The organism is Pseudomonas sp. GW456-E7 (assembly GCF_059424105.1).
In genome coordinates, this window is sequence record NZ_JBWKZB010000008.1 from 83,656 (window position 1) to 107,786 (window position 24,131).

General features: G+C 62.5%; 20 protein-coding genes. 12 read left to right on the forward strand and 8 right to left on the reverse strand.

Annotated features, from left to right (window positions below):
* The first annotated feature begins 26 nt into the window (after nt 1–26).
* The 7 genes from AC07YV_RS07920 (at nt 27) to AC07YV_RS07950 (ending at nt 9,513) form a co-directional block, all read left to right on the forward strand.
* On the forward strand, nt 27–1,526 hold the full coding sequence (locus AC07YV_RS07920; RefSeq protein ID WP_102699178.1) for a purine-cytosine permease family protein: 1,500 nt from the start codon (nt 27–29) through the stop codon (nt 1,524–1,526).
* Nucleotides 1,523–2,365 (forward strand): nitrilase family protein, encoded by an 843-nt coding sequence (locus AC07YV_RS07925; RefSeq protein WP_102699177.1) that lies wholly within the window; start codon nt 1,523–1,525, stop codon nt 2,363–2,365. Before AC07YV_RS07920 ends, AC07YV_RS07925 begins: the two co-directional genes overlap by 4 nt.
* Before the next feature lie 87 nt (nt 2,366–2,452).
* On the forward strand, nt 2,453–3,475 hold the full coding sequence (locus AC07YV_RS07930; RefSeq protein WP_102699176.1) for a helix-turn-helix transcriptional regulator: 1,023 nt from the start codon (nt 2,453–2,455) through the stop codon (nt 3,473–3,475).
* A 201-nt stretch (nt 3,476–3,676) separates the two neighbouring features.
* The gene (locus tag AC07YV_RS07935) at nt 3,677–5,473 is read left to right on the forward strand and encodes an amidohydrolase (RefSeq protein ID WP_102699175.1); all 1,797 of its coding nucleotides are present in this window, start codon (nt 3,677–3,679) and stop codon (nt 5,471–5,473) included.
* 18 nt (nt 5,474–5,491) lie between these two features.
* Nucleotides 5,492–7,231, forward strand: coding sequence for an amidohydrolase (locus tag AC07YV_RS07940; protein ID WP_102699174.1), 1,740 nt, complete (start codon nt 5,492–5,494; stop codon nt 7,229–7,231).
* 107 nt (nt 7,232–7,338) lie between these two features.
* Nucleotides 7,339–8,079 carry a TorF family putative porin gene (locus AC07YV_RS07945; RefSeq protein WP_102699173.1) on the forward strand — a complete coding sequence of 247 codons (741 nt, stop codon included), beginning with the start codon at nt 7,339–7,341 and terminating at the stop codon, nt 8,077–8,079.
* 45 nt (nt 8,080–8,124) lie between these two features.
* Nucleotides 8,125–9,513, forward strand: coding sequence for a purine-cytosine permease family protein (locus AC07YV_RS07950; RefSeq protein WP_102699172.1), 1,389 nt, complete (start codon nt 8,125–8,127; stop codon nt 9,511–9,513).
* Between the two features lie 126 nt (nt 9,514–9,639).
* Here AC07YV_RS07950 and AC07YV_RS07955 read toward each other — a convergent pair whose 3' ends face one another.
* The 7 genes from AC07YV_RS07955 to AC07YV_RS07985 all read right to left on the reverse strand — a co-directional run bounded on the left by AC07YV_RS07955 (nt 9,640) and on the right by AC07YV_RS07985 (nt 16,869).
* Entirely contained in the window at nt 9,640–10,359 is a 720-nt protein-coding gene (locus AC07YV_RS07955; RefSeq protein ID WP_102699171.1) for a L,D-transpeptidase family protein, read from the reverse strand.
* A complete protein-coding gene (locus tag AC07YV_RS07960; RefSeq protein ID WP_102699170.1) occupies nt 10,356–11,114 on the reverse strand; it encodes a M15 family metallopeptidase in 759 nt (252 codons plus the stop codon). Before AC07YV_RS07960 ends, AC07YV_RS07955 begins: the two co-directional genes overlap by 4 nt.
* Nucleotides 11,115–11,146: 32 nt before the next feature.
* Complete coding sequence (gene lipA, locus AC07YV_RS07965; protein ID WP_102699169.1) at nt 11,147–12,136, reverse strand: lipoyl synthase; 990 nt, start codon at nt 12,134–12,136, stop codon at nt 11,147–11,149.
* 165 nt (nt 12,137–12,301) lie between these two features.
* The gene (glyA, locus tag AC07YV_RS07970) at nt 12,302–13,558 is read right to left on the reverse strand and encodes a serine hydroxymethyltransferase (protein ID WP_102699168.1); all 1,257 of its coding nucleotides are present in this window, start codon (nt 13,556–13,558) and stop codon (nt 12,302–12,304) included.
* Between the two features lie 32 nt (nt 13,559–13,590).
* On the reverse strand, nt 13,591–13,974 hold the full coding sequence (gene gcvH, locus AC07YV_RS07975) for a glycine cleavage system protein GcvH (protein ID WP_015094430.1): 384 nt from the start codon (nt 13,972–13,974) through the stop codon (nt 13,591–13,593).
* Between the two features lie 402 nt (nt 13,975–14,376).
* Nucleotides 14,377–15,885 carry a transcriptional regulator GcsR gene (gcsR, locus tag AC07YV_RS07980; RefSeq protein WP_102699167.1) on the reverse strand — a complete coding sequence of 503 codons (1,509 nt, stop codon included), beginning with the start codon at nt 15,883–15,885 and terminating at the stop codon, nt 14,377–14,379.
* 69 nt (nt 15,886–15,954) lie between these two features.
* Nucleotides 15,955–16,869 carry a LysR family transcriptional regulator gene (locus AC07YV_RS07985; RefSeq protein WP_102699166.1) on the reverse strand — a complete coding sequence of 305 codons (915 nt, stop codon included), beginning with the start codon at nt 16,867–16,869 and terminating at the stop codon, nt 15,955–15,957.
* Nucleotides 16,870–17,019: 150 nt separating this feature from the next.
* On the opposite strand from AC07YV_RS07985, the gene speB reads away from it, so the two are divergent.
* The 5 genes from speB to AC07YV_RS08010 all read left to right on the forward strand — a co-directional run bounded on the left by speB (nt 17,020) and on the right by AC07YV_RS08010 (nt 23,777).
* Nucleotides 17,020–18,021 carry an agmatinase gene (speB, locus tag AC07YV_RS07990; RefSeq protein WP_008049320.1) on the forward strand — a complete coding sequence of 334 codons (1,002 nt, stop codon included), beginning with the start codon at nt 17,020–17,022 and terminating at the stop codon, nt 18,019–18,021.
* A gap of 53 nt (nt 18,022–18,074) precedes the next feature.
* Nucleotides 18,075–19,586, forward strand: coding sequence for an aldehyde dehydrogenase family protein (locus AC07YV_RS07995; RefSeq protein ID WP_102699165.1), 1,512 nt, complete (start codon nt 18,075–18,077; stop codon nt 19,584–19,586).
* Between the two features lie 253 nt (nt 19,587–19,839).
* Nucleotides 19,840–21,414 carry a purine-cytosine permease family protein gene (locus AC07YV_RS08000; RefSeq protein ID WP_102699164.1) on the forward strand — a complete coding sequence of 525 codons (1,575 nt, stop codon included), beginning with the start codon at nt 19,840–19,842 and terminating at the stop codon, nt 21,412–21,414.
* 2 nt (nt 21,415–21,416) lie between these two features.
* Complete coding sequence (betA, locus tag AC07YV_RS08005; RefSeq protein WP_102699163.1) at nt 21,417–23,105, forward strand: choline dehydrogenase; 1,689 nt, start codon at nt 21,417–21,419, stop codon at nt 23,103–23,105.
* A 213-nt stretch (nt 23,106–23,318) separates the two neighbouring features.
* A complete protein-coding gene (locus AC07YV_RS08010) occupies nt 23,319–23,777 on the forward strand; it encodes a GNAT family N-acetyltransferase (protein ID WP_102699162.1) in 459 nt (152 codons plus the stop codon).
* A 13-nt stretch (nt 23,778–23,790) separates the two neighbouring features.
* On the opposite strand, the gene AC07YV_RS08015 is transcribed toward AC07YV_RS08010, so the two are convergent.
* Nucleotides 23,791–24,096, reverse strand: a complete 306-nt coding sequence (locus AC07YV_RS08015) for an NIPSNAP family protein (RefSeq protein WP_102699161.1) — start codon at nt 24,094–24,096, stop codon at nt 23,791–23,793.
* Between the last annotated feature and the right edge of the window lie 35 nt (nt 24,097–24,131).

Consider the following 24,131-nt stretch of genomic DNA (forward strand, 5'->3'; position numbering starts at 1 on the left):
ACAAACACCCGCATAGGAACAATCGTATGTCAGGTTCCCCAGTGTCTGCGCGCGCCGCCGAGGCGAGTGGCGGATTGGCCATCGAAGGCCATTCCATCGATTACATTCCGGAAAACGAACGTCACGCCAAACTTAGCAGCCAGGGGCCGTTCTGGTTCCTGGGCAACTTCCACTTCTTCACCATCTCCATCGGCTTTGTCGGCCCGAGCCTCGGCTTGTCCGCACTGTGGACCATGCTCGCCGGTGCCCTGGGCATCATGTTCGGCACCATTTTCATGGCGTTCCACGGTTCCCAGGGCCCGGAAATGGGCCTGCCGCAGATGATCCAGTCCCGCGCCCAGTTCGGCTATCGCGGGGTGATCCTGGCGTTGATGGCGACGATGTTCGTGTTCGTCGGTTTCAACGTGGTGAATATCTCGCTGATCATGAACGGCCTGGAACATGTGTTCGGCATCGACCCGACCATCGTCGCCGTCGCCGTGGTGCTGATCGGTGCGCTGTTGTCGATCTACGGCCACGACCTGATGCACAAGGCGTTCAAGTGGGCCTTGCTGGCGACCTTGCCGCTGTACGCGCTGGTGACCATCGCCCTGATGTTCGGTGCGGGTCAGGAAGGCGTCACGCCGGCGACCGATCTGGGCTTCAACTGGGTGGCCTTCGCCACGCTGTTCGCCATCGGTGCCAGCTACAACATTTCCTATGCGCCCTACGTGTCCGACTATTCCCGTTACCTGCCGAAAAACACCAGCCGGGTGAAATTGATCGCGGCGGTGTTCATCGGTGCCTCGTTGTCCGGCAGCTGGATGATCGGCCTCGGCGCCTGGCTGGCGCAGCAGTTGAAAGCAGCGGATGCACTGGTGGCGTTGAACCAGGTCGGTTCTTCCATGGTGCCGGGATTGGGCAATCTGCTGGTGATCGTCTCGGTGGCGGGCTTCCTGCCGATCATCGCGCTCAACACCTACAGCGCCATGCTGACGCTGCTGACCGGTGTCGACTCGATCAGGAAAATCACCCCGACACCCCGCGCCCGCGTGCTGTCGATCAGTGTGATCAGCGTGATTCTGTTGACCTGCGTGCTGTCGATCAAAGGGGACGGCATCGCGCTGTTGAACACCTTCCTGGTGCTGTTGCTGTACTTCCTCGTGCCGTGGACCGCCGTCAACCTGGTGGACTACTTCTTCGTGCGCAAGGGCCGCTATGCGATCCCGCATTTCTTCACGCCGAAGGGCATCTACGGCGCCTGGCAATTTCGCGGCATCGCTTCGTACTTGATCGGCTTCGCCGCGATGGTGCCGTTCTTCTACATCTTCGATGCCGCTGCCGGCAAAGAGGTGTTTGTCGGCCCGCTGGCGCGGGTGCTGGAAGGCGTGGACATCGCCTGGCTGGTGGGCCTGGTGGTCTCGGGGCTGACTTATTACCTGCTCAGCCGCTCGATTGACCTGGCTGCCGAACGCCGGGTGATCGACGCCCTGAGCGAGAGCGACATCGTCGCCATGACCCATTCATCTGCGGAGACAGGGCGTTGAACAACGCAAAAAATACCGTGGTCGCCTGTTGCCAACTGGCACCGAAAATAGGTGACCTGGCCTACAACCGCACGCTCACCGAGCGCGCGATTCGCCAGGCGGCGCACCAGGGCGCGCAAGTCGTCGTGCTGCCTGAACTGGTGCAGAGCGGCTATGTGTTTGCCGACCGCGACGAAGCGCTGAGCCTGGCGGAAACCGTTGACGGTCCGACCTTGCAGTTGTGGCAGGCCCTGGCCCGTGAGCTGAACCTGGTGATCGTCGGCGGCTTCTGCGAACGCCTACCCGGCGATGAGCTGGCCAACAGTGCGGCGATGATCGACGCCAATGGCCTGCGCGCGGTGTACCGCAAGGCGCATCTGTGGGATGCCGAAAAGGACATCTTCACCGCCGGCGATGCGCCGCCGCCGGTGATCGAAACCGTGCATGGACGGCTCGGCATGCTGATCTGCTACGACCTGGAATTCCCCGAGTGGGTGCGACTGCCGGCGCTGGCCGGCGCCGATCTGTTGTGCGCGCCGGTCAACTGGCCCGACGGTCCGCGGCCGCTGACCGAGCGCCCGGCGGAAGTCTTGCGGGTGCAGGCCAATGCCTCGGTGAACCGCCTGTTCATCGCCGCATGCGATCGCTATGGCCATGAGCGCGGGGTCGGCTGGGTGCAAGGGTCGGTCATCGTCGATGCCGACGGTTACCCCTTGGCCGGTCCGGCGGAGCAGGGCGGCGAGCAGATCCTGCTGGCGACGCTGAACCTCGCCGAAGCGCGCAACAAGCGCATCAGCGCCCGCAACGACCTGCATCAGGACCGCCGGCCACAGCTGTACGGGTTGCACCGCACTTTGTAACCGATGATGTCATTGCGTGCTGGACGCCCGTCAGGGGCCTATGGCATCGTCGAAACGAAAGGCCATGCAGTGAACGGGATCGCAATGATGGGGGCGGGAAATAAAGTCGACGGTGACGCAACGATGGTCACGCTCAAGGCGTTCAATCATTGCGTACTGCACCTTGGCCGGCTGGCGCGGGAGAGCGGGGCGTCGCGATTCATCGCCGATGGCCTGCAGGCATTCGGTCAACTGGTGCCCTTCGCCTCTGCCTGGTGGGGCGAAATGTCTGCGCCAGGTCCTGAGGTGCCCATGCAAAGCTGGATGCATGGCAGCATCAATCTTCCTGAATCCTTTGCCGCCGAATGGCATCCGGTGGCGGCCAACGATCAGTTCTCCTACGCCACGCTCAATCATCCCGGTGAAGTGGTGCGCGACAAGGGTTTCACCGACCCTTGCGAGGCAGTCAATGATTTCGCCCGGCGCTTCGATCTCTATCACTTGATGAGCATCACCTACGAATTGCCCGAAAGCGGCCTGATGTTTTTCGTCTGCCTCTACCGGGGTGAGGATGAACAGGCGTTCGAGGAGAACGAAGCCGAGCTGTTTTTGGCGTTCTGCGATCACCTGTTCCAGCTGTGGCGGTTCCAGGTGCAGGACATGATTCGCTTCGACAGCGAAAACGGCGCGAGCGATTTTGGCATCGCGCGCATGGACGGCAGTCTGCTCTATGTGGGGGCCAGGTTGTGCGTCGCCATCCAGCGCGAACTGCCCGGCTGGAGCGGTTCCACGCTGCCACCTGAGGTGATCGCGCAATTGTCCAAGGCCCCCTGTGTGATCCGTCTGGGCCGCTGCGCCCTGACCCTGAGCCCCAACGCCGAACACGTCATCCTGTCCCTCGAAGCCCCCTCTGGCGGGGATGGCCTGGCACCTCGGGAGCGCACGGCAGCGATGCTGTTCGCCGCCGGCCATTCCTACAAAGAGATCGCCAAACTCCTCGCCTTGAGCCCCGCGACCGTGCGCACCTATCTGCGTAACTGCTACTTGCAGCTCGGTGTGAAAAGCAAGGTGGAACTGGGCTCGGTCCTGCGTTCGCCGGGCGGGCTGACGGAGTCCGTGCGCCGGGATTAATCCCAGCCGTTTCAATTATTTGCCTGACCCCTCCTCATTTGCAGAGGTCCATTCGAACGCTGCTCCCTATAGGGTAGGCCCTGTCTATACAAGGGCTTGTGCAGCCGTTCGGGCCGCTTCAAAACAATAAGAACAGGGGTGAGGCATTTGAGACTTTCCAGGCTTTTTGTCGCCATTGCGGCGACCACGACATTTTCCGGCATGGCGTTGGCGGCGACACCCGCCGACACGGTCATGCGCAATGGCTACGTCTACACGGTCGATGGCCAGAATTCCGTGCAGCAGGCCATCGCCATTTCGGGCGGCAAGATCGTCTACGTCGGCAGCGATGCCGGGGTCGACGGCTACATCGGCAAGCAGACACAGCTGATCGACCTGGCCGGGCGCATGCTGATGCCGGGCTTCGTCGATGCGCACATGCATCCGGGGGATGGTGGTCGCGCCATGACGCTGTGCGACCTGAAATACCAGACCATGACCCGCGCGCAGTTTCAGGCGAGCATCCAGGCCTGCCTCGATGCCGAGAAAGACAAGGGCCCGGACGTGTGGCTGGAAGTCGGCAGCTGGGATCGCATGGGCATGACCGGGCTTGACGGCGACGCCGACAAATCGACCCTGGACGCGCTCAAGACCCAGCGTCCGATCCAGGTGCGCTCCACCGATTTTCACACCGTGCTGACCAACTCTCGCGGCCTGGAACTGGCCGGGATCAACAAGAACACCCCCGACCCCGAAGACGGCAAGTACCGACGTGACAGCGCCGGCAACCCGAACGGCATCTGCGAGGACGGCGCCGCCGAATCGTTGGCCGCCGTGGTGCCACCCGCCACCGACGCAGAAAAGCTCAACCAGACCCGTGCGGCCCTCGACGCCATGCGCCAGCAAGGCATCACCAGCTTCTTCGATGCCCTGTCGGGGCCGGAAAGCGGCAAGGCCTTCACCACCCTGCAAAAGTCCGGCGAACTGACCGCCCGGGCCTTGCTGGCGATCAAGCTGGACCCGGCCGCCGCGGCCGCCGACCCGGTGAAAACCATCGCCGAGGCCAAGGCCCTGGCCAGCACCTACGACCAGGGCGACGTGAATGTCGCGCCGGGCGTGAACATGCGCCACGTCAAACTGTTCATGGACGGCATCATCAATGCCCCGGCGGACACCGGCGCCATGTTGACCCCGTACCTGCACAACAGCGGCACCGACAAGGCACCGCAGTGGACGCCGGGCAAGAACCTGGGCGAGCTGTACTTCCCGCCGCAGGTGCTCAATCCGCTGGTGCTGCAAGCGGTCAAGGCCGGTCTCGATCCGCACCTGCACGCCACCGGCGAGCGCGCGGTGCGCGATGCACTGGACAGCGTCGCCTACGTGCGCAAGGAACTGCCCGGTCAGGATTTCCGCCCGGCCATCGCGCACGCCGAGTCAGTCGACCCTGCTGACTACCCACGTTTCAAGGCGCTGGACGTCACGGCCACCATGTCGTTCCAGTGGGCGCAGCAGGCACCGTCCACGGTCGACGGCACCAGCGATCACCTCGGCGCCGAGCGTTTCGAGCGCATGGAACCCTCGGGCAGCATCGCCAATGCCGGCGGCCGTGTGGCGTTTGGCAGCGACTGGCCGGTCGATCCCCTCGATGAGTTCCTGGCGCTGAAAGTCGGTGTCACCCGTTCCGGCGACCCCACCAACCCGCACAGCTATGGACCCAAATATGCCGGGCGACTCAACAACGATCCGGCCATGTCGCGAGCCGAAGTGCTGCGCAGCATCACCCTCAATGCCGCGCAACAGCTGAAGCTGGAGGCGGTGCTGGGCTCGGTCGAAGTCGGCAAGTTCGCTGACCTGATCGTGCTCGACAAGAACTTCATGCAGGTACCCGAGGAGGCGCTGGGCCGCAATGACGTGCTGTTGACGCTGGTCGGCGGCAAGGTCGTGTGGGCCAAGGCGCCGTTCCTGGGGCTTGCGCCAAACGTGGTTTCCCAGGCCGTTACTTCCCGATCCGCCCAATAAAAACCAGAGAGCGTTCCGATGCGATTGATTCCAAACCTGTTGGCCGCCGCACTGGCCTTGTCGTCGGTGCAGGCGATGGCCGCCGCTGACCTTGTGTTGTTCAACGGCAAGGTCTTTACCGCTGAACCCGGCCAGGCGCTGGTGCAGGCTGTTGCGGTGCAAGACGGCAAGATTCTGAAAGTCGGCAGCGATGCCGAAATCAATGCCCTGGCCGATGCCAAGACCCAGCGCATCGACCTGGCGGGCAAGGTGTTGATGCCAGGCATGATCGACACCCATAGCCACCCGGTGGTGGGGGCGTTCGACAGCATGAAGGCCAACCTGCTGGACGAAGTCAAACCGCTGCCGGAACTTGAGCAGTGGTTGATTGAAGAGGACAAGGCCGGGCGTGCCCGGGCTGGTGATGTGATCAGCGTTGCCGGGGTCAGTTCGGCCTATTGGGAAAAAAGCCGTGAGCTGGGCAAGGTGTTCAATCAGGGGCGCTGGGCCGATCAGCCCGTCGTCTTCAGCGGCATCGACGGCCACACCGGTTGGGCCAACAACGCGATGCTCAAGCGTCTGAACATCGACGCGGCACTGGTCAAGAGCCTGCCGGAGAAAGAGCGCGGTTACGTCGGCCATGAAGCGGACTTCACGCCGAACGGCTACTTTGCCGAATCCCGTTGGGACGTGGTGCGCAGCGCAATTCCCGCGCCCAGCCAGGAGACCATGCTCAAGGCCGCGAAAGAGGCGGTGCGGGTCAACAACCAGTTCGGCATCACTGCGTGGATGGACGCTGCGGCGAACGGCGGCAGTGAAGACTCACTGTTCGATTTCCACGCCACCGCAGAAACCGTCGGCGTCCTGCCGCTGTACAAGGCGTTGGCGCAGAACGGCGAACTCAGCGCCCACGTTGCCGCGTTGATGGTCACCAACCCGAAGAGCAAACCCGCCGACCTGGAAGTGATCGCCACGGTGATGAAGCAGTTCGAAGGCGTGCCTAACCTGACGTTCCCCGGCATCAAGGTCTTTGTCGACGGCATCCTCGAGTTCCCGGGGCAAACCGCTGCGGTCATCGTGCCGTACAAGAACAGCCACAAGGACGGACAACTGCTGACCGACCCGGCGCACTTCGGTGAACTGGTGGTGGCGGCGGAAAAACGTGGCTGGATCGTGCACATGCACGCCGTCGGCGACCGCGCGGTGCGAGAAGCACTCAATGGTGTGGCCTATGCGCGCAAGCTGAGCCCGAAGCCGGTACCGCACAGCGTCGCGCACCTGCAACTGGTCAATCCCAAGGAGTTTCCACGCTTCAAGCAGCTCGGCGTGATCGCCTCGATGCAACTGTTGTGGGCCACCGGCGAGTCCTACACCGTCGAACTGGTCAAACCCTACATCAGTGCCTTTGCCTACGGTTACCAGTATCCCGCGCGGTCCCTGCATGACGCTGGCGCAACGATTGCCGGTGGCAGCGACTGGCCGGTGTCGAGCGCCAATCCGTTCAACGCCATTGCCCAGGCCAGCACGCGCAAGGGACCGTTGGGCGTACTCAATGCCAAGGAAAGCATCGACCGCCAGACCATGTTCTATGCCTACACCCTCAATGCCGCGAAAACCCTGGGCCTGGACAAGCAGATCGGCTCGCTGGCACCGGGCAAGCAGGCTGACCTGATCATTCTCGACCGCGACGTGTTCAAGGTCAGCGATGACGACCTGTTCGAAACCAAAGTCCTGAACACCTTCTTCGCCGGCAAGCAGGTCTACGCCCCCGCGTCCTGACCTGCGAACACCCGACACACGCAAAAACCGCCAGCCCCTCGCAGCGCGAGGGGCCTGGCATCGCCATGCCTGAAATTTCCCGTACGCCATAACAACAAGAGAACTGTATGAACGCACTTTCAGCATTAACCCTCGCCGCACTGGCATTGGCCCCCCTGAGCAGCCACGCCCTGGCCCTCAACGATGACTTCAGCCTTGACATGACCCTGGGCGTGGTCAGCGACTACCGTACCCGTGGCATCTCGCAAACCCTGGGGGATCCGGCCGTGCAGGGCGGGGCAACGTTGCTGCACAGCAGTGGCCTGTACATCGGCGCCTGGACCTCCAACGTGGATTTCGGTGGCGACTTCGATACCCGGCAGGAGCTTGAGTACTACGCGGGTTACTTCTGGCAGGCGACCGAGGCCATCAGCCTGGACCTGGGCTACATCAAATACGACTACCCGAAAAACTCCGAATTCAACCTCAGCGAGGTCTACGCCATTGTCGATGTGTATGGCGTCAAGCTCGGTGCCTATTACTCAAAGGACACACCGAACTTTTTCGGCGAGGACCAGGACACCCTTTACACCTACCTGAGCTACAAAATCGATCTGCCGGCTGAAGTCGGCCTGGACCTGCGCTTTGGACGCAACGATGTGAAAGACCCCGCGTTCTGGTCCGCCAGTGGCGATAACCGCGAGTCTTACTACGAGTGGGAGGCCAAGCTGACACGCGACTTCGTCGGCGTGACCTGGGGCCTGAGCTACGTCGACACGGACTTGTCGAAAAGCGAGTGCAGCAGTTGGTATGGCTATGACGACCTGTGTTCGGCCACGGTCGTTGCCAGCGCCACCAAGACCTTTTAAGTACACCCCCGACAACAAAAACAGTTCCTCAAAGGAAACACCGTCATGAGTGCGCAACGCAGTCCCCTGATCGAGACCCGCTCGATCGATTTCATTCCCGAGGCTGAGCGTCACGGCAGCCTCTACAGCCAGTTCACCCTGTGGCTTGGCGCCAACCTGCAAATCACCGCCATCGTCACCGGCGCCCTCGCCGTGGTGCTGGGCGGCGATGTGTTCTGGTCGCTGATCGGCTTGCTGATCGGGCAAGTGCTCGGCGGCGCCGTGGTGGCGCTGCACGCGGCGCAAGGGCCGAAGCTCGGGCTGCCGCAGATGATCTCCAGCCGCGTGCAGTTCGGGGTGTATGGCGCGGCGATCCCGATTGTCTTGGTGTGCCTGATGTACCTCGGTTTCAGCGCCACCGGCGCGGTGCTGTCGGGGCAGGCGATTGCGCAATTGATCAGTGTCAGCGACAGCGCCGGCATCCTGATTTTCGCGGCGTGCATCGCGTTCCTGACGATCTTTGGCTATCGGGTGATTCACCTGGTCGGTCGGGTGACCAGCGTGCTGGGCATCATCGCCTTCGCCTACCTGTTCACCCGGTTGATGACCCTCAACGACATCGGCCTGCTGCTCGACAACCGTCATTTCAGCTGGAGCACCTTCCTGCTGGCGGTGTCGCTCTCGGCGTCCTGGCAGATCGCTTTCGGCCCTTATGTGGCGGACTACTCGCGCTACCTGCCGAGCAAGACGTCGTCGTGGAAAACCTTCGCCGCTGTCGGTCTTGGCACGGTGCTGGGGGCCCAGGCTTCGATGGTGCTCGGGGTGTTCGCCGCCGCACTGGCCGGGGCGAATTTCCGTGGGCACGAAGTGGCGACCATTGTCGGTCTGGGCAGCACCGGGGTGATCGCCTCCTTGTTGTACCTGAGCATTGTGTTCGGCAAGGTCACGGTGTCCACCCTCAACGCCTACGGCAGCTTCATGTGCATCGCCACCATCATCAGTGGCTTTCGCCGCCGCCTGGAAATCAGCGCCCGTCAGCGCATGCTGTTTGTGCTGCTGATCGTCGCGGCGTCCACCGCGCTGGCATTGGCCGGGCAGTACTCGTTCCTCAACTCGTTCAAGTACTTCATCCTGTTTTTGCTGACGTTTTTCACCCCGTGGAGCGCGATCAACCTGGTGGACTACTACTTCATCAACAAGGAACGCTACGACATCCCGGCGCTGTCCGACCCGACAGGCCGCTACGGTCGCTGGAACGTGCTGGGGATCAGCGTCTATGTGATCGGCGTATTGATCCAGTTGCCCTTTGTCGACACCCATTTCTACTCCGGGCCGATGGTTGCGCAACTGGGCGGCGTGGACATTTCGTGGATTGTCGGGTTGTTGGTGCCGGGTGTGATCTATTACGCGCTGGCCAAGCCGTCGATGGGTGCTGTGGTGGTTGAGCGGGGTTAATATCGGAAGAGCGGCGAGTACCTGTGGCGAGGGAGCTTGCTCCCGCTGGACTGCGTAGCAGTCCCATCTTTTAGGGCCGCTTCGCGCCCCAGCGGGAGCAAGCCCCCTCGCCACAGGGTCCGGCGTTTACTGGCGTTCGGGGAGTTTCCAGCGCTCACGCAACTGCTCGTACTGCGCTTGCGGCAGTTGCACCAGCACCGGGGATTTGCCAGGGTCCAGCCAATCCAACAGCCGCGCAATATCTGCCGGGTCCATGGCCGTACAGCCACGGGTCGGTGCCGTGGGGCCGCGCCAGATGTGGAAGAAAATGCACGAGCCGGCAGCGGGAGAGGCCGGGGTGTTGTGCTGGATGAAAATGCCCTGGCGGTACAACTCATCCGCGCGGCGCATCCGTTCGGAGCTGCTCCAGTCTTTTTCGACGACCGCGCCGTCGACCAGTTCGTTGTAGCGAGTCGATTGGCTGTCATCCACGCATTCGATGCTCGGTGTCAGCGACAGATAGGGCAGGCGGGTTTCGGCCGAAGGCGCGTAGCCAAACGCCGTGCCCAGCTTGAACATGCCAGCTGGCGCCTTGCCGTCGCCTTCCTGCTTGACCGGTCCTCCAGGTGGCCCGCTGTCGAGCAGCCCCTTGCCCCAGCCCATGCCGTTCTTGCCGAGAACGACGGCAAAGGGCGCTTCGAATTTGCGCAAGGTCTGCCCGTGCCGTTCATAGCGCTGGGCAGTACCCTGGATGTCATTCCAGCCTTTACTGGTGACCACTATCAGTTGGTCGCTGCCGTCGAGTCCCTGGGCCATGGCGGCCAGCGGAAAAAACGCCATCAACAGGGCCTTGAGCAGAATGTTCATGGCGTCAACGGCGTGATGGGGAAGTCCATGACGTCCGGCTTCGGTGGATTGCCGCTGTACGTGAAGTGCCACCACTCGGCCGAATAACCCACAAAGCCTTCCTTGGCCATGGCATCGGTCAGTCGCTGGCGATTGGCCCTGGCCGTGGCGTTGATCAGCGCCGAGTCGGTGTGCGCGCGCTCATCGAAGCAATCGAAACCGGTGCCCATGTCGAGCGCGCCGTCGTGCCAGCGCTCGCCGTAAGGCGCCGTGCAATCCACCGGTTTCACCGAAGGCGTCCAGGTGTCGGCGGGCAGGGCGTCGGGGCCGGTCATCGTCAGGTCGACGGTGTTGCCCCGGGAGTGATTGGACACCCGGGCCACATACCCCAGGCGCCAGAAGTCCTGCTTGTCGACCCGCGGATAGAACTCGGTCTTGAGCGGGTCGCCGGGTTCGCTGGCGAAGCGGCCCATGTCCGCCACTGCGCGGGTCGGGCGATAGCAGTCGAATACCTTCAAGCCGTAGCCTTCGGCTTTCAGTGCGCTTTGCACTCGGGCCAATGCCTTCGCCGCGTCCTGCGACAGCAGGCATTCCGCCGCCTGGTAGCCGTCGAGCGGGTGCCCGGTGAAATTGTGTGCGCTGGCGTAGCGGATGTCCTGCACGATGCCCGGGTCGACGCTGCGCACATACAGCATGTGCCCGGGTTTCGAGTCGTCGGCCATGCACGTCAGGGCAAGGCTCAGGCACAGCAACAACAGACAGGGTGAACGCGACATCGGGACGGCTCCATGCATGACCAGTCACTCCATCATGGCTGGAAACCGCCGGCACCTCCATGAAGTTGTTGATCGGCGTGATAGGACGAACGCACCAGCGGCCCGGACGCCACGTTCTTGAAGCCCATGCGCGTGCCTTCCTCGGCGAACCAGGCAAAGGTGTCCGGGTGCACGAAGCGCTGCACCGGCAGGTGACTGCGCGAGGGTTGCAGATACTGGCCGAGGGTCAGCATGTCGATGTCGTGCTCGCGCATGCGCTGCATGACTTCGATGACTTCCTCGTCGGTTTCGCCCAGGCCCAGCATCAGGCCGGATTTGGTCGGTACGTGGGGCACGGCGAGCTTGAATTTCTGCAGCAGGTCCAGCGACCACTCGAAGTCCGAACCCGGTCGCGCGGCCTTGTACAGGCGCGGTACGGTTTCCAGGTTGTGGTTGAACACATCCGGCGGCTCAGTGGCGGTGATCGCCAGGGCCACGTCCATGCGTCCGCGATAATCCGGCACCAGGGTTTCCAGTTGCACGCCGGGGGACAGCTTGCGGATCTCGCGCAGGCAATCGACAAAGTGCTGGGCGCCGCCGTCGCGCAAATCGTCGCGATCCACCGAGGTGATCACCACGTACTTCAGGCGCAGTTCGGCGATGGCCACGGCCAGGTTCATCGGCTCGTTGACGTCCAGCGGCCTGGGCCGGCCATGGCCGACATCGCAGAACGGGCAGCGCCGGGTGCAGATGTCGCCCATGATCATGAAGGTCGCGGTGCCACCGGAAAAACACTCGCCGAGGTTCGGGCACGAGGCTTCTTCGCAGACACTGTGCAGCTTGTGCTTGCGCAGCAGTTGCTTGATCCGCTCGACCTCGGGAGAGATCGGCATGCGCACGCGGATCCAGTCGGGTTTGCGCGGAAATTCATCCGTGGGAATGATCTTCACCGGAATCCGCGCGACCTTTTCCGCGCCACGCAGTTTGGTGCCGACCTCCACCTTGGCCGGGCTGTTGCCGGTCGATTCGACAATGGCGTTCATGGTGCTTTCCTTGTGCAACAGGGTACAGAACCTGTGGGAGACCCTGTGGGAGCGAGCTTGCTCGCGATGAGGCCATTACATTCAGCATTGATGTTGAATGAAAGTCCGCCATCGCGAGCAAGCTCGCTCCCACAGGTTTTTCCCACAGGGTTTTGTGTTGTGTGCTTAGTCGCGGTAGACCGGGAAGTCCGCGCACAGGGCGGCCGCCTGGCGGGCGACATTGGCTTCGATGTCGGCATCGCCCAGGTGATCGAGGATGTCGCAGATCCACCCGGCCAGGGCGATGCTTTGCGCTTCCTTGAAGCCACGGCTGGTGATCGCCGGCGTACCGATGCGCAGGCCGGAGGTCACGAACGGCGATTGCGGATCGTTGGGCACGGCGTTCTTGTTCACGGTGATGCCGGCACGCCCGAGGGCGGCGTCGGCGTCCTTGCCGGTCAGGCCCTGGCGGATCAGGCTGACCAGGAACAGGTGGTTGTCGGTACCGCCGGAGACCACGTCATAACCGCGCTCGATAAACACCTGTGCCATGGCCTGGGCGTTGCGGATCACCTGCGCCTGATAAGTCTTGAATGCCGGCTCCAGCGCTTCCTTGAAGCACACGGCCTTGGCCGCGATCACGTGCATCAGCGGGCCACCCTGGCCGCCGGGGAACACGGCGGCGTTGAGCTTCTTCTCCAGCTCCGGGTTGGCCTTGGCCAGAATCAGGCCGCCACGGGGGCCGCGCAGGGTCTTGTGCGTGGTGGTGGTGACCACGTCGGCGTAGGGCAGGGGATTGGGGTACAGACCGGTCGCCACCAGCCCGGCGACGTGGGCCATGTCGACGAAGAAGTAGGCGCCGACCTTGTCCGCAATCTGACGGAAGCGCGGGAAGTCCAGGGTCTTCGAATAGGCCGAGAAGCCGGCGATGATCATCTTCGGCTGGTGCTCGATCGCCAGGCGCTCGACTTCGTCGTAATCGATCAGGCCGGTGGTGGTGTCGATGCCGTACTGCACGGCGTTGTACAGCTTGCCGGAAAAGCTCACCTTGGCGCCGTGGGTCAAGTGGCCGCCGTGGGCCAGGCTCATGCCGAGCACGGTGTCGCCCGCTTGCAGCAACGCCAGATACACCGCGGCGTTGGCCTGGCTGCCGGAGTGCGGCTGGACGTTGGCGTAGTCGGCGCCGAACAGTTGTCTGGCGCGGTCGATGGCCAGTTGCTCGACCACATCGACGTGCTCACAGCCACCGTAGTAGCGCTTGCCCGGATACCCTTCGGCGTACTTGTTGGTCAGGCCGCTGCCCTGGGCCTGCATCACCCGCTGGCTGGTGTAGTTTTCCGAGGCGATCAATTCGATATGGTGTTCCTGCCGCGCATCCTCGGCGTTCATCGCCGCCAGCAGTTCGTCGTCGTAGCCTTTGATCTGGTCGTGTTTGCTGAACATGGTGTGGTCCTTTTTGCGGATTCGTGGGGGCTTCAAGCGTCGGCGTGTTCGGCGGTCAGGCGTGCATAGGCGTCTTGATCCAGCAAGTCGCTCAACGCCTCGACATCGACCGGTTTGAAGCGAAAGAACCAGCCTTCGCCCAACGGGTCTTCGTTGACCAGTTCCGGGCTGCTCTCCAGCGTGTCGTTGACCTCGACCACCTCACCGTCCAGCGGCATGCCGATGCTGCTGGCCGCTTTCACCGACTCCAGCACCGACACTTCAGCGCCGGCACCGAAGGCGCCCAATTCAGGCACCTGAACGAACACCACATCCCCCAGCGCCTGCTGGGCAAACGCCGTGATGCCGACGGTGACCAGGCCATTGCTCTCAAGGCGCAACCATTCGTGATCGACGGTAAAACGCAATTGGCTCATATCAACTCCTTATTGTTTTAAGGCTCGTGGCGGGGCGACGAGCGGGGTTGGAGGAGTGATAGCAAGGGCGGTGCCAAGGTTTATTAGTTGTTTTAAATCAATGGCTTGATGTGATTTTATTAAGCGTGAGAGATTTCGTCCGTATTGAAATCAATACAGGCAAACAGGGCAGTGGGCGCAGACGCCGTCATTGCGGGTGGGAAAGGTTTTGTCTTGATTTCGCTACGCTGTATCGATTTGCGAACGACGATCTTGCGCACGACTTAGTCCCCTGTGGGAGCGAGCTTGCTCGCGATAGCGGCATGACAGTCACATTGATATTGACTGGCACTCCCTCATCGCGAGCAAGCTCGCTCCCACAGGGGAATGTGTTGTCGGTGACAATGTGTTCTGACAGATAACTCAGGGCTTGTTGGGAATTCCGTACTTGCGCAGGCGAATCGCGATGGCGCTATGGGACGTCTGCAACCGCGCCGCCAACAACCGACTGGACGGATAGCTGCGATAAAGCTGTTCCAGCAGGTTCTTCTCAAAGTCGCCAACAGCCTCTTCCAGGCTGCCCACTTCACCGTCGTTTTGCCGCTCGACGGCGGTGCGGGCGATGTCGAGGTCGTCGATGTCCACCAACGGATTCTCGCAAATCGCCGCCGCGCGAAAGATCACGTTTTGCAGTTGTCGCACGTTGCCCGGCCAGCGGTTGCCGAGCAGGGCACTGAAGGTGCTCGGCGCCAAGCGACAGGCCGGTCGCTGGATCTGCGCGCAGGCCTGTTGCATGAAGTGATTGGCCATCAGCAGGATGTCGTGACCGCGCTCGCGCAGCGGCGGCACTTGCAGGTTGAGCACGTTGAGGCGGTAGAACAGGTCTTCGCGGAAACGTCCTTCAGCGACCATTTTTTCCAGGTCGCGGTGGGTCGCGCTGAGCACCCGCACATTGACCCGTACCTCCTTGTCGCCACCGACCCGACGGAAGCAACCATCGCTGAGAAAACGCAGCAACTTGGCTTGCAGATAGGGCGACATTTCCCCCACTTCATCGAGAAACACCGTGCCCTGGTCCGCCAGTTCCAGCAGGCCGAGCTTGCCGCCCCGTTGCGCGCCGGTGAAGGCGCCGGGGGCGTAGCCGAACAGCTCGCTTTCAGCGAGGCTCTCGGGCAGTGCCGCGCAGTTCAGGGCCAGGAATGGCGCGTCGTGCCGTGGGCTGATGGCATGGCAGGCACGGGCCACCAGCTCCTTGCCGGTGCCGGTTTCACCCTGGATCAACAGTGGCGCATCCAATGCTGCGACCCGTTGCGCGCGGGCCTTCAGCGCGCGGATCGGCGGCGATTCGCCGAGCAGTGCATCGAAGCCTTCGGCATGGTCGTGGTGCAACGCCGACAGGCGTTCGCCGATGCGATTGGGTTGATACAGGGTGAGCAGGGCGCCGGCGTCGGTGATCGGCATCGCGTCGAGGAGCAAGGTCTGGCCGCCGAGGCTGACCTCGTGCATCGGCAGGCGGAAATGATGGGCGATCAGGGTGCGTTGCAAGTCGGCATCGTCGAACAGGGCGGTCAGCGACTCACCGGCCGGTTCGCGGCCGCACAGGGCGATCAGCGCCGGGTTGGCCAGCAGCACATGACCACGGTCATCCACCGCCAGCACCGGGTCGGAACTGGCGGCCAGCAAGGCGTCCAGTTGCAGGCGTCGGCGTTGCCCCGGAAGGATGTCGACCAGGGTCACGGCCTGCACGCCGCGCACATCAAACAGGGCTTCGCGCAGCTCTTCGAGCACCTCGGTGCCGAGGGTCGGCGCATCGATGTAGACGTTCGGCGGGACCATCTCCACGGCGTCCAGGTTGAAACTGCGTCCACCGAGCAAGGCCAGCACTTCCTGGGTGATTCCGACGCGGTCGATGAAGGTGACGTGGATGCGCATGACGGGCCTGCAAGGTTGTCGAACTGAAATCAGTATGCCCGGCAAATTTTCAATTTGGCGAGTGTCATGTCACGGCTTGGCGGTTTTACGGGCGCTGGCGGCCAGGTCCTCGAGGAACGCCTGGAGGATCGGCGGCGGTGCCGTACCGCGCCGGGTGATCACATCGAAGGGTGACTTCAGGCGCAGGCTCGCGGCTGCCAGTTGATGCATCTCGCCGCTCTTGACCCACTGGCTGGCGAAGTGCTCGGGCAGGAAGCCGACATAGGCGCCGGAGATGATCAGGATGGCCGAAGCCTCGATGTTATCGACGGTGGCGGCCGCCTTGCTCACGCCCAGGTGCTCGAGGTCGTATTGCTGCATGTAGCCGCGCACGACGATGCGCCCGGCAGCGACTTCTTCGAGCAATTCCTCACCTTCAGCCTGGCTGCCAAACAGCGGGTGGCGCCGCCCGCAATACAAGCCCAGGGCTTCCTGGTACAGCGGCGATTGCAGCAGCCCCGGCACATGGATCGGGAAGTGCCCGATGGCGAGATGGAGTCGACCGTCGAGCACCCGTTCTTCGAGTTCCGCCGGGGTACCGACGTACACGTTCAGGTGCACGTCGTGGCCCCGTGAGACGAAGCGCTGGGTGGTGCGCGGGATCGGCGAGTCGGGGTCGGTGATCGTGGTATCGATGATCCCCAGGTTGAGCTTGCCGCTGATGTGCTGCTTGAGCACGTCGGCGTCCATGCAGAAGTTTTCCACCGCCGACAGCAGGCGCTGGGTGGCTTCATGAATCGCCACGCCCTGTTCGGTCAGGCGAAAGCCGCTGCGCCCGCGCTGGCAGAGTTTGACCCCCAGGCGGGTTTCCAGGTGGGTCATCTGCTCGCTGATGGTCGACTGCCCGGCATTCAGCGCCGCCTGCGCGGCCGAGAAGCCGCCGCAACGGACAATCGTGGCAAACACCCTGAGCAGTTTCAGGTCGACATCGTGCAGCTGGATCATCTTGGACCTCCGCCTGTGGACGCATCGGGAATGCCGATATGAGTATCTGATGTTTAGCATTTTTTCCACGAAAACCTGCGCCCATAGTCTCTCCAACGGCGGTCGCCTTGCAGTCCGCCAGGCCGATAACAAGAAGTGGAGAGGCTAGAAATGTCGAACAACGGTTATGAATCCGGTCGCCTGAACCTGCCATTCGTGGGTCATTGCACCTTTGGCAAATCCCCGGTGTGCACCGATTGGGACGCGCTGGATGCCGACGTCGCGGTGCTCGGCGTGCCCAACGACATGGGCACCCAGTGGCGCTCCGGTGCACGCTTCGGACCCCGCGGGATTCGTGAAGCATCGACGCTGTTTTCCTTCGGCCACGCCGGTGCCTACGATCACGAAGATGACGTGATGTACCTCACCGCATCGGACGTGCGCATGGTCGACGTCGGTGATGCCGACATCGTCCACACCGACATGGCCACCAGCAACAAGAACACTGAATACGCCGTGCGCAAGATCCTCGATGCTGGCGTGATGCCGGTGGTGCTCGGCGGCGACCACTCGGTGCACGCGCCGGTGATCAAGGCCTTCGAAGGCCGCGGCCCGATCCACATCATCCACTTCGATGCGCACCTGGATTTCGTCGACGAGCGCCACGGTGTGCGCTACGGCCACGGCAATCCGCTGCGCCGCGCTTCGGAAATGAACCACATCGTCGGCATGACCCAGATGGGTATTCGCAACGTGTCGTCGTCCAACCGTGACGACTACGAAGCGGCCCATGAAGCCGGCTCGAAAATCCTCTCGGTACGCGACGTGCGCCGCCTCGGTGTCGAGGGTGTGCTGGCGCTGATCCCGCAGAACATCAACTACTACATCACCATCGACATCGACGGTTTCGATCCGTCCATCGCCCCCGGCACCGGCACCCCGAGCCACGGCGGCTTCCTCTACTACGAAGTGCTGGAAATCATCCAGGCCCTGGCCAAGCGCAGCAAGGGCAACATCGTCGGCATGGACCTGGTGGAAGTGGCGCCAGTGTACGACCCGACCGGCATGACCTCGATCCTCGCCGCGCAACTGCTGCTCAACAGCATCGGTTTCATCTTCCACGAGCGCGGCAAGGTGCGTGCGGCCGCCGAGAGCGAAACCACTCCAGCCTGATATCGAAACCACAAAACCCGGCAGGACCTGACTGCCGGGCAGAGAGAATAAAAATGGACACGATCGTCAAGAGTTACCTGCAGAAATTCGGCGTCAGCGAAGCCACCCAGACCTTCCTCAGCAAGGTCCAGAAAATGTTCATCGGCGGCGCCTGGGTCGAAGCCAGCGACGGCCAGACCTCCGATGTGATCGAACCCTCGACCGAAGGCCTGATCACCCGCATTCCCATGGGCACCACCGCTGACCTGGACCGCGCCGTGCAAGCCGCCCGCGCCCAGTTCGACGGCGGCGCCTGGCGCCAGGCCAAACCGGCCGAGCGCGAGCGCATGATGCAGCGCCTGGCCGACCTGATCGAACAGAACGCTGCCGAACTGGCGGAAATCGAATCGATCGACATGGGCAAATCCGTGGCCTTTGCCAAGGACGTGGACATCCAGGGCACCGTCGATACCCTGCGTTACTTCGCCGGCTGGGCCACCAAGCTGCACGGCCGTACCGTCGAACCTTCGTTGCCGGGCAACTACCTGGCCTATACCCGCAAGGAAGCGGTCGGCGTGGTCGGTGCCATCGTGCCGTGGAACTTCCCGTTGCAGACCATGGCCTGGAAGCTCGGCGCGGCCCTGGCGACCGGTTGCACAGTGGTAGTCAAACCCGCCGAACTGACCTCGTTGTCGGCCCTGCGTTTCGCTGAACTGGTGCAGGAAGCGGGCATCCCCGACGGCGTGATCAACATCGTCACCGGGCGCGGCAGTGTGGTCGGTGCGGCCATGGCCACCCACCCCGGCATCGACAAACTGACCTTCACCGGCTCGACCCCGGTCGGCCAGACTGTCGGCCGCGCAGCGCTGGATGACATGAAGCGCCTGACCCTCGAACTCGGTGGCAAATCACCGGTCATCGTCTGCGCCGACGCCGACATCCCGGCCGCCGCCCAAGCGGTTGCCAACGGCGTGTTTTTCAACTCCGGGCAGGTATGCGACGCCGGTACACGGGCCTATATTCATAGCAGCGTCTACGACCAATTCCTGCGCGAGCTGATTGCCTACACGCGCACCCTGAAAATGGCCCCGGGCCTGGACCCGGACTGCTTCATCGGCCCACTGGTATCGGCCCTGCAAAAGCAGCGCGTGACCGAGTACATCGAGACCGGCAAGGCCGAAGGCGCCGAACTGGTCTACGGCGGACAAGCGGTCGATGGCCCAGGCTTCTTCGTCGAGCCGACCATCTTCGCCCATTGCCGCAACGACATGCGCATTGTCCAGGAAGAGATCTTCGGACCGGTGCTGGTCACCGCACCCTTCGACGATGAAGAAGAGGCCCTGGCCCTGGCCAACGACTCGCCTTACGGCCTGGCTGCCGCACTGTATTCCAACGACCTTGGCAAGGTGCACAGCCTGATCCCGCGCCTCAAGGCCGGTTCGGTCTACGTCAACGCCCACGGCACCCTCGATCCGTCGATGCCGTTCGGTGGCTACAAACAGTCCGGGTTCGGCAAGGACCTGGGCGCCGAGCAGCTCGATTACCTGCTCGAAACCAAGGCAGTCTGGATCACGCTGCCAGGCTGATGCTGATCAGTTAAGACAAGGAATAATGCAATCCCTGTGGGAGCGAGCTTGCTCGCGATAGCGGACTGTCAGCCAACATCAATGTTGCAGGTCACGCCCCCATCGCGAGCAAGCTCGCTCCCACAGGTTTTGCGCCAAAGTCGAAAGCAATTGCACCTTTGAAATTCGGGAACGGCAAGGACGCGCCCCGGGAGTCGTTCACCCGAAAGAACGCGGTTATCTCGTCATGATCTTCCAACAATAAGAGACCATCATGAACACTAACGCCAAGTCAGCCCCGAGCGTGTCCAGCCTCGATGACAAACCCGTCGTCGAAAGCCATTCGATCGATTTCATCCCCGAGAACGAGCGCACCGACAAACTGTCGAGCCAGGGCCCGTTCTGGTTCCTCGGCAACTTCACCTTCTTCACCATGACCATCGGCTTCGTCGGCCCGAGCGTCGGCCTGACCGCGCTCTGGACCACCCTGGCCGGCACGCTGGGCATCATGTTCGGCACGCTGTTCATGGCGTTTCACGGTTCGCAAGGCCCGCACCTGGGCCTGCCGCAGATGATCCAGTCCCGCGCGCAGTTCGGTTATCGCGGGGTGATCCTGGTGCTGCTGGCGACGCTGTTCGTGTTCGCCGGTTTCAACATCGTCAACCTGGTGCTGATGATGCAGGGGTTGCACACGCTGTTCGGTTTCAGCCCGGCGGTGATCGCGGTGGCGGTGACCATTCCGGCGGCGGTGCTGGCGATTCTCGGCCATGACTGGATGCACCGCAGCTTCAAATGGGCGTTGTTCCTGTCGTTGCCGCTGTATGGCCTGGTGACCGTGGCGGTGCTGATGGGCTGGGTGCCGGATGCGGTGCTGCCGGCACTCGCGGAAGGCGAAGTGGCCCGGGAGCCACTGGGTTTCAACTGGACCGGTTTCATCGCGCAGTTTGCAGCGGCCGCCAGCTACAACATCGCCTACGCGCCTTATGTGTCCGACTACTCGCGCTACCTGCCGAAAAACACTTCCAGCGGCAAGCTGATCGCGGTGGTGTTCCTCGGGGCTTCGCTGTCCGGTGCATGGATGATTTCCGTGGGTGGCTGGCTGGCCGATCACCTGCATACCACTGACGTGCTGGTGGCCCTGGGGCAAGTCGGCAACACCGTGTCGCCACTGATGGGCACGGCGGTGGTGGTGGTCACCATCCTGGCGTTCCTGCCGGTGATCGCGATGAACATCTACAGCGCCAAGCTGACCACGCTGACCTGCGTCGATTCGATCAAGCACATCGAACCCACCCGCAAGGCACGCATCCTGGCCATCGGCTTCGTGATCCTGCTGCAACTGGGCGTGGCCCTGAGCATCCAGAGTTCGGGCAAAGGCCTGTCGGTGCTGGGGATTTACCTGGTGGTGATGCTGTACTTCCTGGTGCCCTGGACCTCGGTCAACCTCACCGATTACTTCTTCGTGCGCAAGGGCCGCTACGCCATCCCGCACTTCTTCATGCCCCACGGCAACATCTATGGCAGCTGGGGACTGCGCGGCATCGCCGCCTATGCCATCGGTTTTATCTCGATGATCCCGTTCTTCTACATCTTCGACGGCGTTGAACAGCGCGAGGTGTATGTCGGCCCGCTCGCCAAGGCACTGGGCAGTATCGACATCGCCTGGCTGGTCGGGCTGATCGTCTCGGGCCTGGCCTACTACTGGCTGAGCCGTTCGATCGACCTCAAGCGCGAAGAAGCGGTGATCCAGCAGATCGAGAAAACCTCCCCGCAATACACCACCGGCGACACGCTGACCCACAAACAGCAGCCACTGCCGGTATTCACTGAATCGACGGTCGGGAGATAAGCATGACCACGCAAAAATACGACTACATCATCATTGGCGCAGGCTCGGCAGGTTGTGTGTTGGCCAACCGCCTGAGCGAAGACCCGGCCACCTCGGTGCTGGTCCTGGAATTCGGCGGCAGCGACAAGAGCGTAGTGATCCAGATGCCCAGTGCCTTCTCGATCCCGATGAACACCAAGAAGTACAACTGGCGCTACGAGACCGAGCCGGAGACTTTCCTCAACGGCCGGCGCATTCACTGCCCACGGGGCAAGGTGCTGGGCGGTTCGTCCTCGATCAACGGCCTGGTGTATATCCGCGGCCATGCGCTGGATTTCGACGAGTGGGAATCCCTGGGTGCCGAAGGCTGGGGCTATCGCAACTGCCTGCCGTACTTCAAGCGTGCCGAGAGCTATGAGTCGGGCGGCGACAGCTATCGCGGGCAGTCCGGACCCTTGCACACCACCAACGGCAACCACATGAAAAACCCGCTGTACGGCGCCTGGGTCGAAGCCGGCGCGGAGGCGGGCTACATCAAGACCGAAGACTGCAACGGCTACATGCAGGAAGGTTTCGGCGCCATGCACATGACCGTGAAAAACGGCGTGCGCTGCTCCACGGCCAATGCCTATCTGCGTCCGGCCATGGGCCGTCCGAACCTGACGGTGATCACCCATGCGATGACCCGCCAGGTCATCCTCGAAGGCAAACGTGCGGTAGGGGTCATGTATGACCACGGCGGCCAGACCCACCAGGTGCTTTGCAACCGCGAAGTGCTGATCTCGTCCGGGCCGATCGGCTCGCCGCACCTGCTGCAACGCTCCGGCATCGGCCCGGCGGATGTCCTGCGCAAGGCCGGGATCGGCGTGCGCCATGACCTGCCGGGGGTAGGGGAGAACCTGCAGGATCACGCCGAGGTGTACATCCAGTTCGGCTGCAAGGAACCGGTGACCCTCAACAGCAAGATGGACCCGCTGAGCAAGCTGATGATCGGTCTGCGCTGGCTGCTGTTCAAGGACGGCCTGGGCGCCACCAACCACTTCGAGGCCGGTGGCTTCATTCGCTCCGAGAAAGGCCTGCGCTGGCCGGACATCCAGTTCCACTTTCTGCCGGCAGCGATGCGCTACGACGGCAACAAGCCGATCAAGGGCCATGGCTTCATGGTGCTCACCGGTCCCAACAAACCGAAAAGCCGTGGTTACGTGCGGGTTCGCTCGGCCGACCCGTACGAGCATCCGGAGATTCGCTTCAACTATCTGGAGCGGGAAGAGGACCGCGAAGGTTTCCGCCGCTGCATCCGCCTGACCCGCGAGATCATCGGCCAGAAAGCCATGGACCGCTTCCGCGACGGCGAAATCGCCCCGGGCGCGCAGGTGACCAGCGATGAAGACCTCGATGCCTTCGTGCGCGACAACCTGGAAAGCACCTACCATCCCTGCGGTTCGTGCCGCATGGGCGAGGACGACATGGCGGTGGTCGACTCCGAATTGCGCGTGCGTGGTATCGCCGGTCTGCGGGTGATCGATTCGTCGGTGTTCCCGACCGAGCCGAACGGCAATCTGAATGCGCCGACCATCATGCTGGCCGAGCGGGCGTCCGATCTGGTGCGTGGCGTGCAGATGCTGCCGGCGTCGGATGTGCCGGTGGGGTTGGTGGAGGGCTGGGAGAGTAGCCAGCGCACTTCACTGCCAGGGCGTAACGTGCGGGTCTGACCGCAATCCGCAATCCAATATGGAGATCCAATGTGGGAGCGAGCTTGCTCGCGATAGCGGAGTATCAGTCGACTTCAATGTTGAATGAAATACGGCTATCGCGAGCAAGCTCGCTCCCACAGTGGACGGCGGTGCTTTCAGGAAAAAAAGTGCGTCGTTGTTTCTTGACCATTGCTAGTCTGTAAATCCTTGAGACCGCAATGGAGCACCCTCATGGCTATTCAGGCCCTGCGCGCCGACGCATCGCATATCGACCAGATCGCCCCTCTGTTTGACGCCTACCGGATGTTCTACGAGCAGCCGTCGAACCTGGCGCAGTCGCGCGCCTTCATCGCCGAGCGCATCGCCCGGGATGAATCGGTGATTTTTCTGGCCCGGGACGCCGACGGTGAAAACCTCGGCTTCGTCCAGCTGTTCCCGACTTTTTCCTCGATCGACGCCCATCGCACCTGGCTGCTCGGTGATCTGTTCACCACGCCCGCGGCCCGGGGCAAAGGCGTCGGCACCTTGCTGATGAACACCGCTCGGGATTTTGCAAGGCTGGCCGGTGGCAAAGGCATGACCCTGGAAACCGCCACCGACAATGTCACCGCCCAGCACCTGTATGAATCCCTGGGCTGGGTGCGCGACCCCGGTTACTACACCTACTGCCTGGATCTGAAAAAAGACTGAGTCAGCAAGCCTTTCAGGCAAACACCGGCCGCATGAACGAACGCTCGTAGCTGAGGATGAATTTCCGGTCTTCGGCGTATTTGAACGCCGCGATGCACGCCGGATCGTTCATCGATTGCTGCCGGTAATGTTCGTAGGCCGCCAGGCTGGGAAAGGTGAACAGCGCCAGGGCGATGTTGTTGGCGCCCTCCGAAGGCAAAAAGTAGCCGTGGTGCTGGCCACCGAACTTCTCCACCAGGGGGATCCACAACTTGCCGTAGTGCTCGAATGCCTCGAGCTGGTAGGGGTCGAGCACGTATTTCAGGTAGCAGGTCACCATTGTTTCGCTCCTTGATCAGGTTTTGAGGGCGTCGC

Bases quoted from the DNA above. Each gene is read 5' to 3' on its own strand.
- AC07YV_RS07930 (WP_102699176.1), top strand. From the start codon at position 2,453: ATGGGGGCGGGAAATAAAGTCGACGGTGACGCAACGATGGTCACGCTC.
- AC07YV_RS07995 (WP_102699165.1), top strand. From the start codon at position 18,075: ATGGACACGATCGTCAAGAGTTACCTGCAGAAATTCGGCGTCAGCGAA.
- AC07YV_RS07920 (WP_102699178.1), top strand. From the start codon at position 27: ATGTCAGGTTCCCCAGTGTCTGCGCGCGCCGCCGAGGCGAGTGGCGGA.
- lipA (WP_102699169.1), bottom strand. From the start codon at position 12,136: ATGAACGCCATTGTCGAATCGACCGGCAACAGCCCGGCCAAGGTGGAG.
- AC07YV_RS07955 (WP_102699171.1), bottom strand. From the start codon at position 10,359: ATGAACATTCTGCTCAAGGCCCTGTTGATGGCGTTTTTTCCGCTGGCC.
- AC07YV_RS07940 (WP_102699174.1), top strand. From the start codon at position 5,492: ATGCGATTGATTCCAAACCTGTTGGCCGCCGCACTGGCCTTGTCGTCG.
- glyA (WP_102699168.1), bottom strand. From the start codon at position 13,558: ATGTTCAGCAAACACGACCAGATCAAAGGCTACGACGACGAACTGCTG.
- AC07YV_RS07985 (WP_102699166.1), bottom strand. From the start codon at position 16,869: ATGATCCAGCTGCACGATGTCGACCTGAAACTGCTCAGGGTGTTTGCC.
- AC07YV_RS08015 (WP_102699161.1), bottom strand. From the start codon at position 24,096: ATGGTGACCTGCTACCTGAAATACGTGCTCGACCCCTACCAGCTCGAG.
- AC07YV_RS07950 (WP_102699172.1), top strand. From the start codon at position 8,125: ATGAGTGCGCAACGCAGTCCCCTGATCGAGACCCGCTCGATCGATTTC.
- gcvH (WP_015094430.1), bottom strand. From the start codon at position 13,974: ATGAGCCAATTGCGTTTTACCGTCGATCACGAATGGTTGCGCCTTGAG.
- AC07YV_RS08000 (WP_102699164.1), top strand. From the start codon at position 19,840: ATGAACACTAACGCCAAGTCAGCCCCGAGCGTGTCCAGCCTCGATGAC.
- gcsR (WP_102699167.1), bottom strand. From the start codon at position 15,885: ATGCGCATCCACGTCACCTTCATCGACCGCGTCGGAATCACCCAGGAA.
- AC07YV_RS07960 (WP_102699170.1), bottom strand. From the start codon at position 11,114: ATGTCGCGTTCACCCTGTCTGTTGTTGCTGTGCCTGAGCCTTGCCCTG.
- AC07YV_RS07945 (WP_102699173.1), top strand. From the start codon at position 7,339: ATGAACGCACTTTCAGCATTAACCCTCGCCGCACTGGCATTGGCCCCC.
- betA (WP_102699163.1), top strand. From the start codon at position 21,417: ATGACCACGCAAAAATACGACTACATCATCATTGGCGCAGGCTCGGCA.
- speB (WP_008049320.1), top strand. From the start codon at position 17,020: ATGTCGAACAACGGTTATGAATCCGGTCGCCTGAACCTGCCATTCGTG.
- AC07YV_RS08010 (WP_102699162.1), top strand. From the start codon at position 23,319: ATGGCTATTCAGGCCCTGCGCGCCGACGCATCGCATATCGACCAGATC.
- AC07YV_RS07935 (WP_102699175.1), top strand. From the start codon at position 3,677: ATGGCGTTGGCGGCGACACCCGCCGACACGGTCATGCGCAATGGCTAC.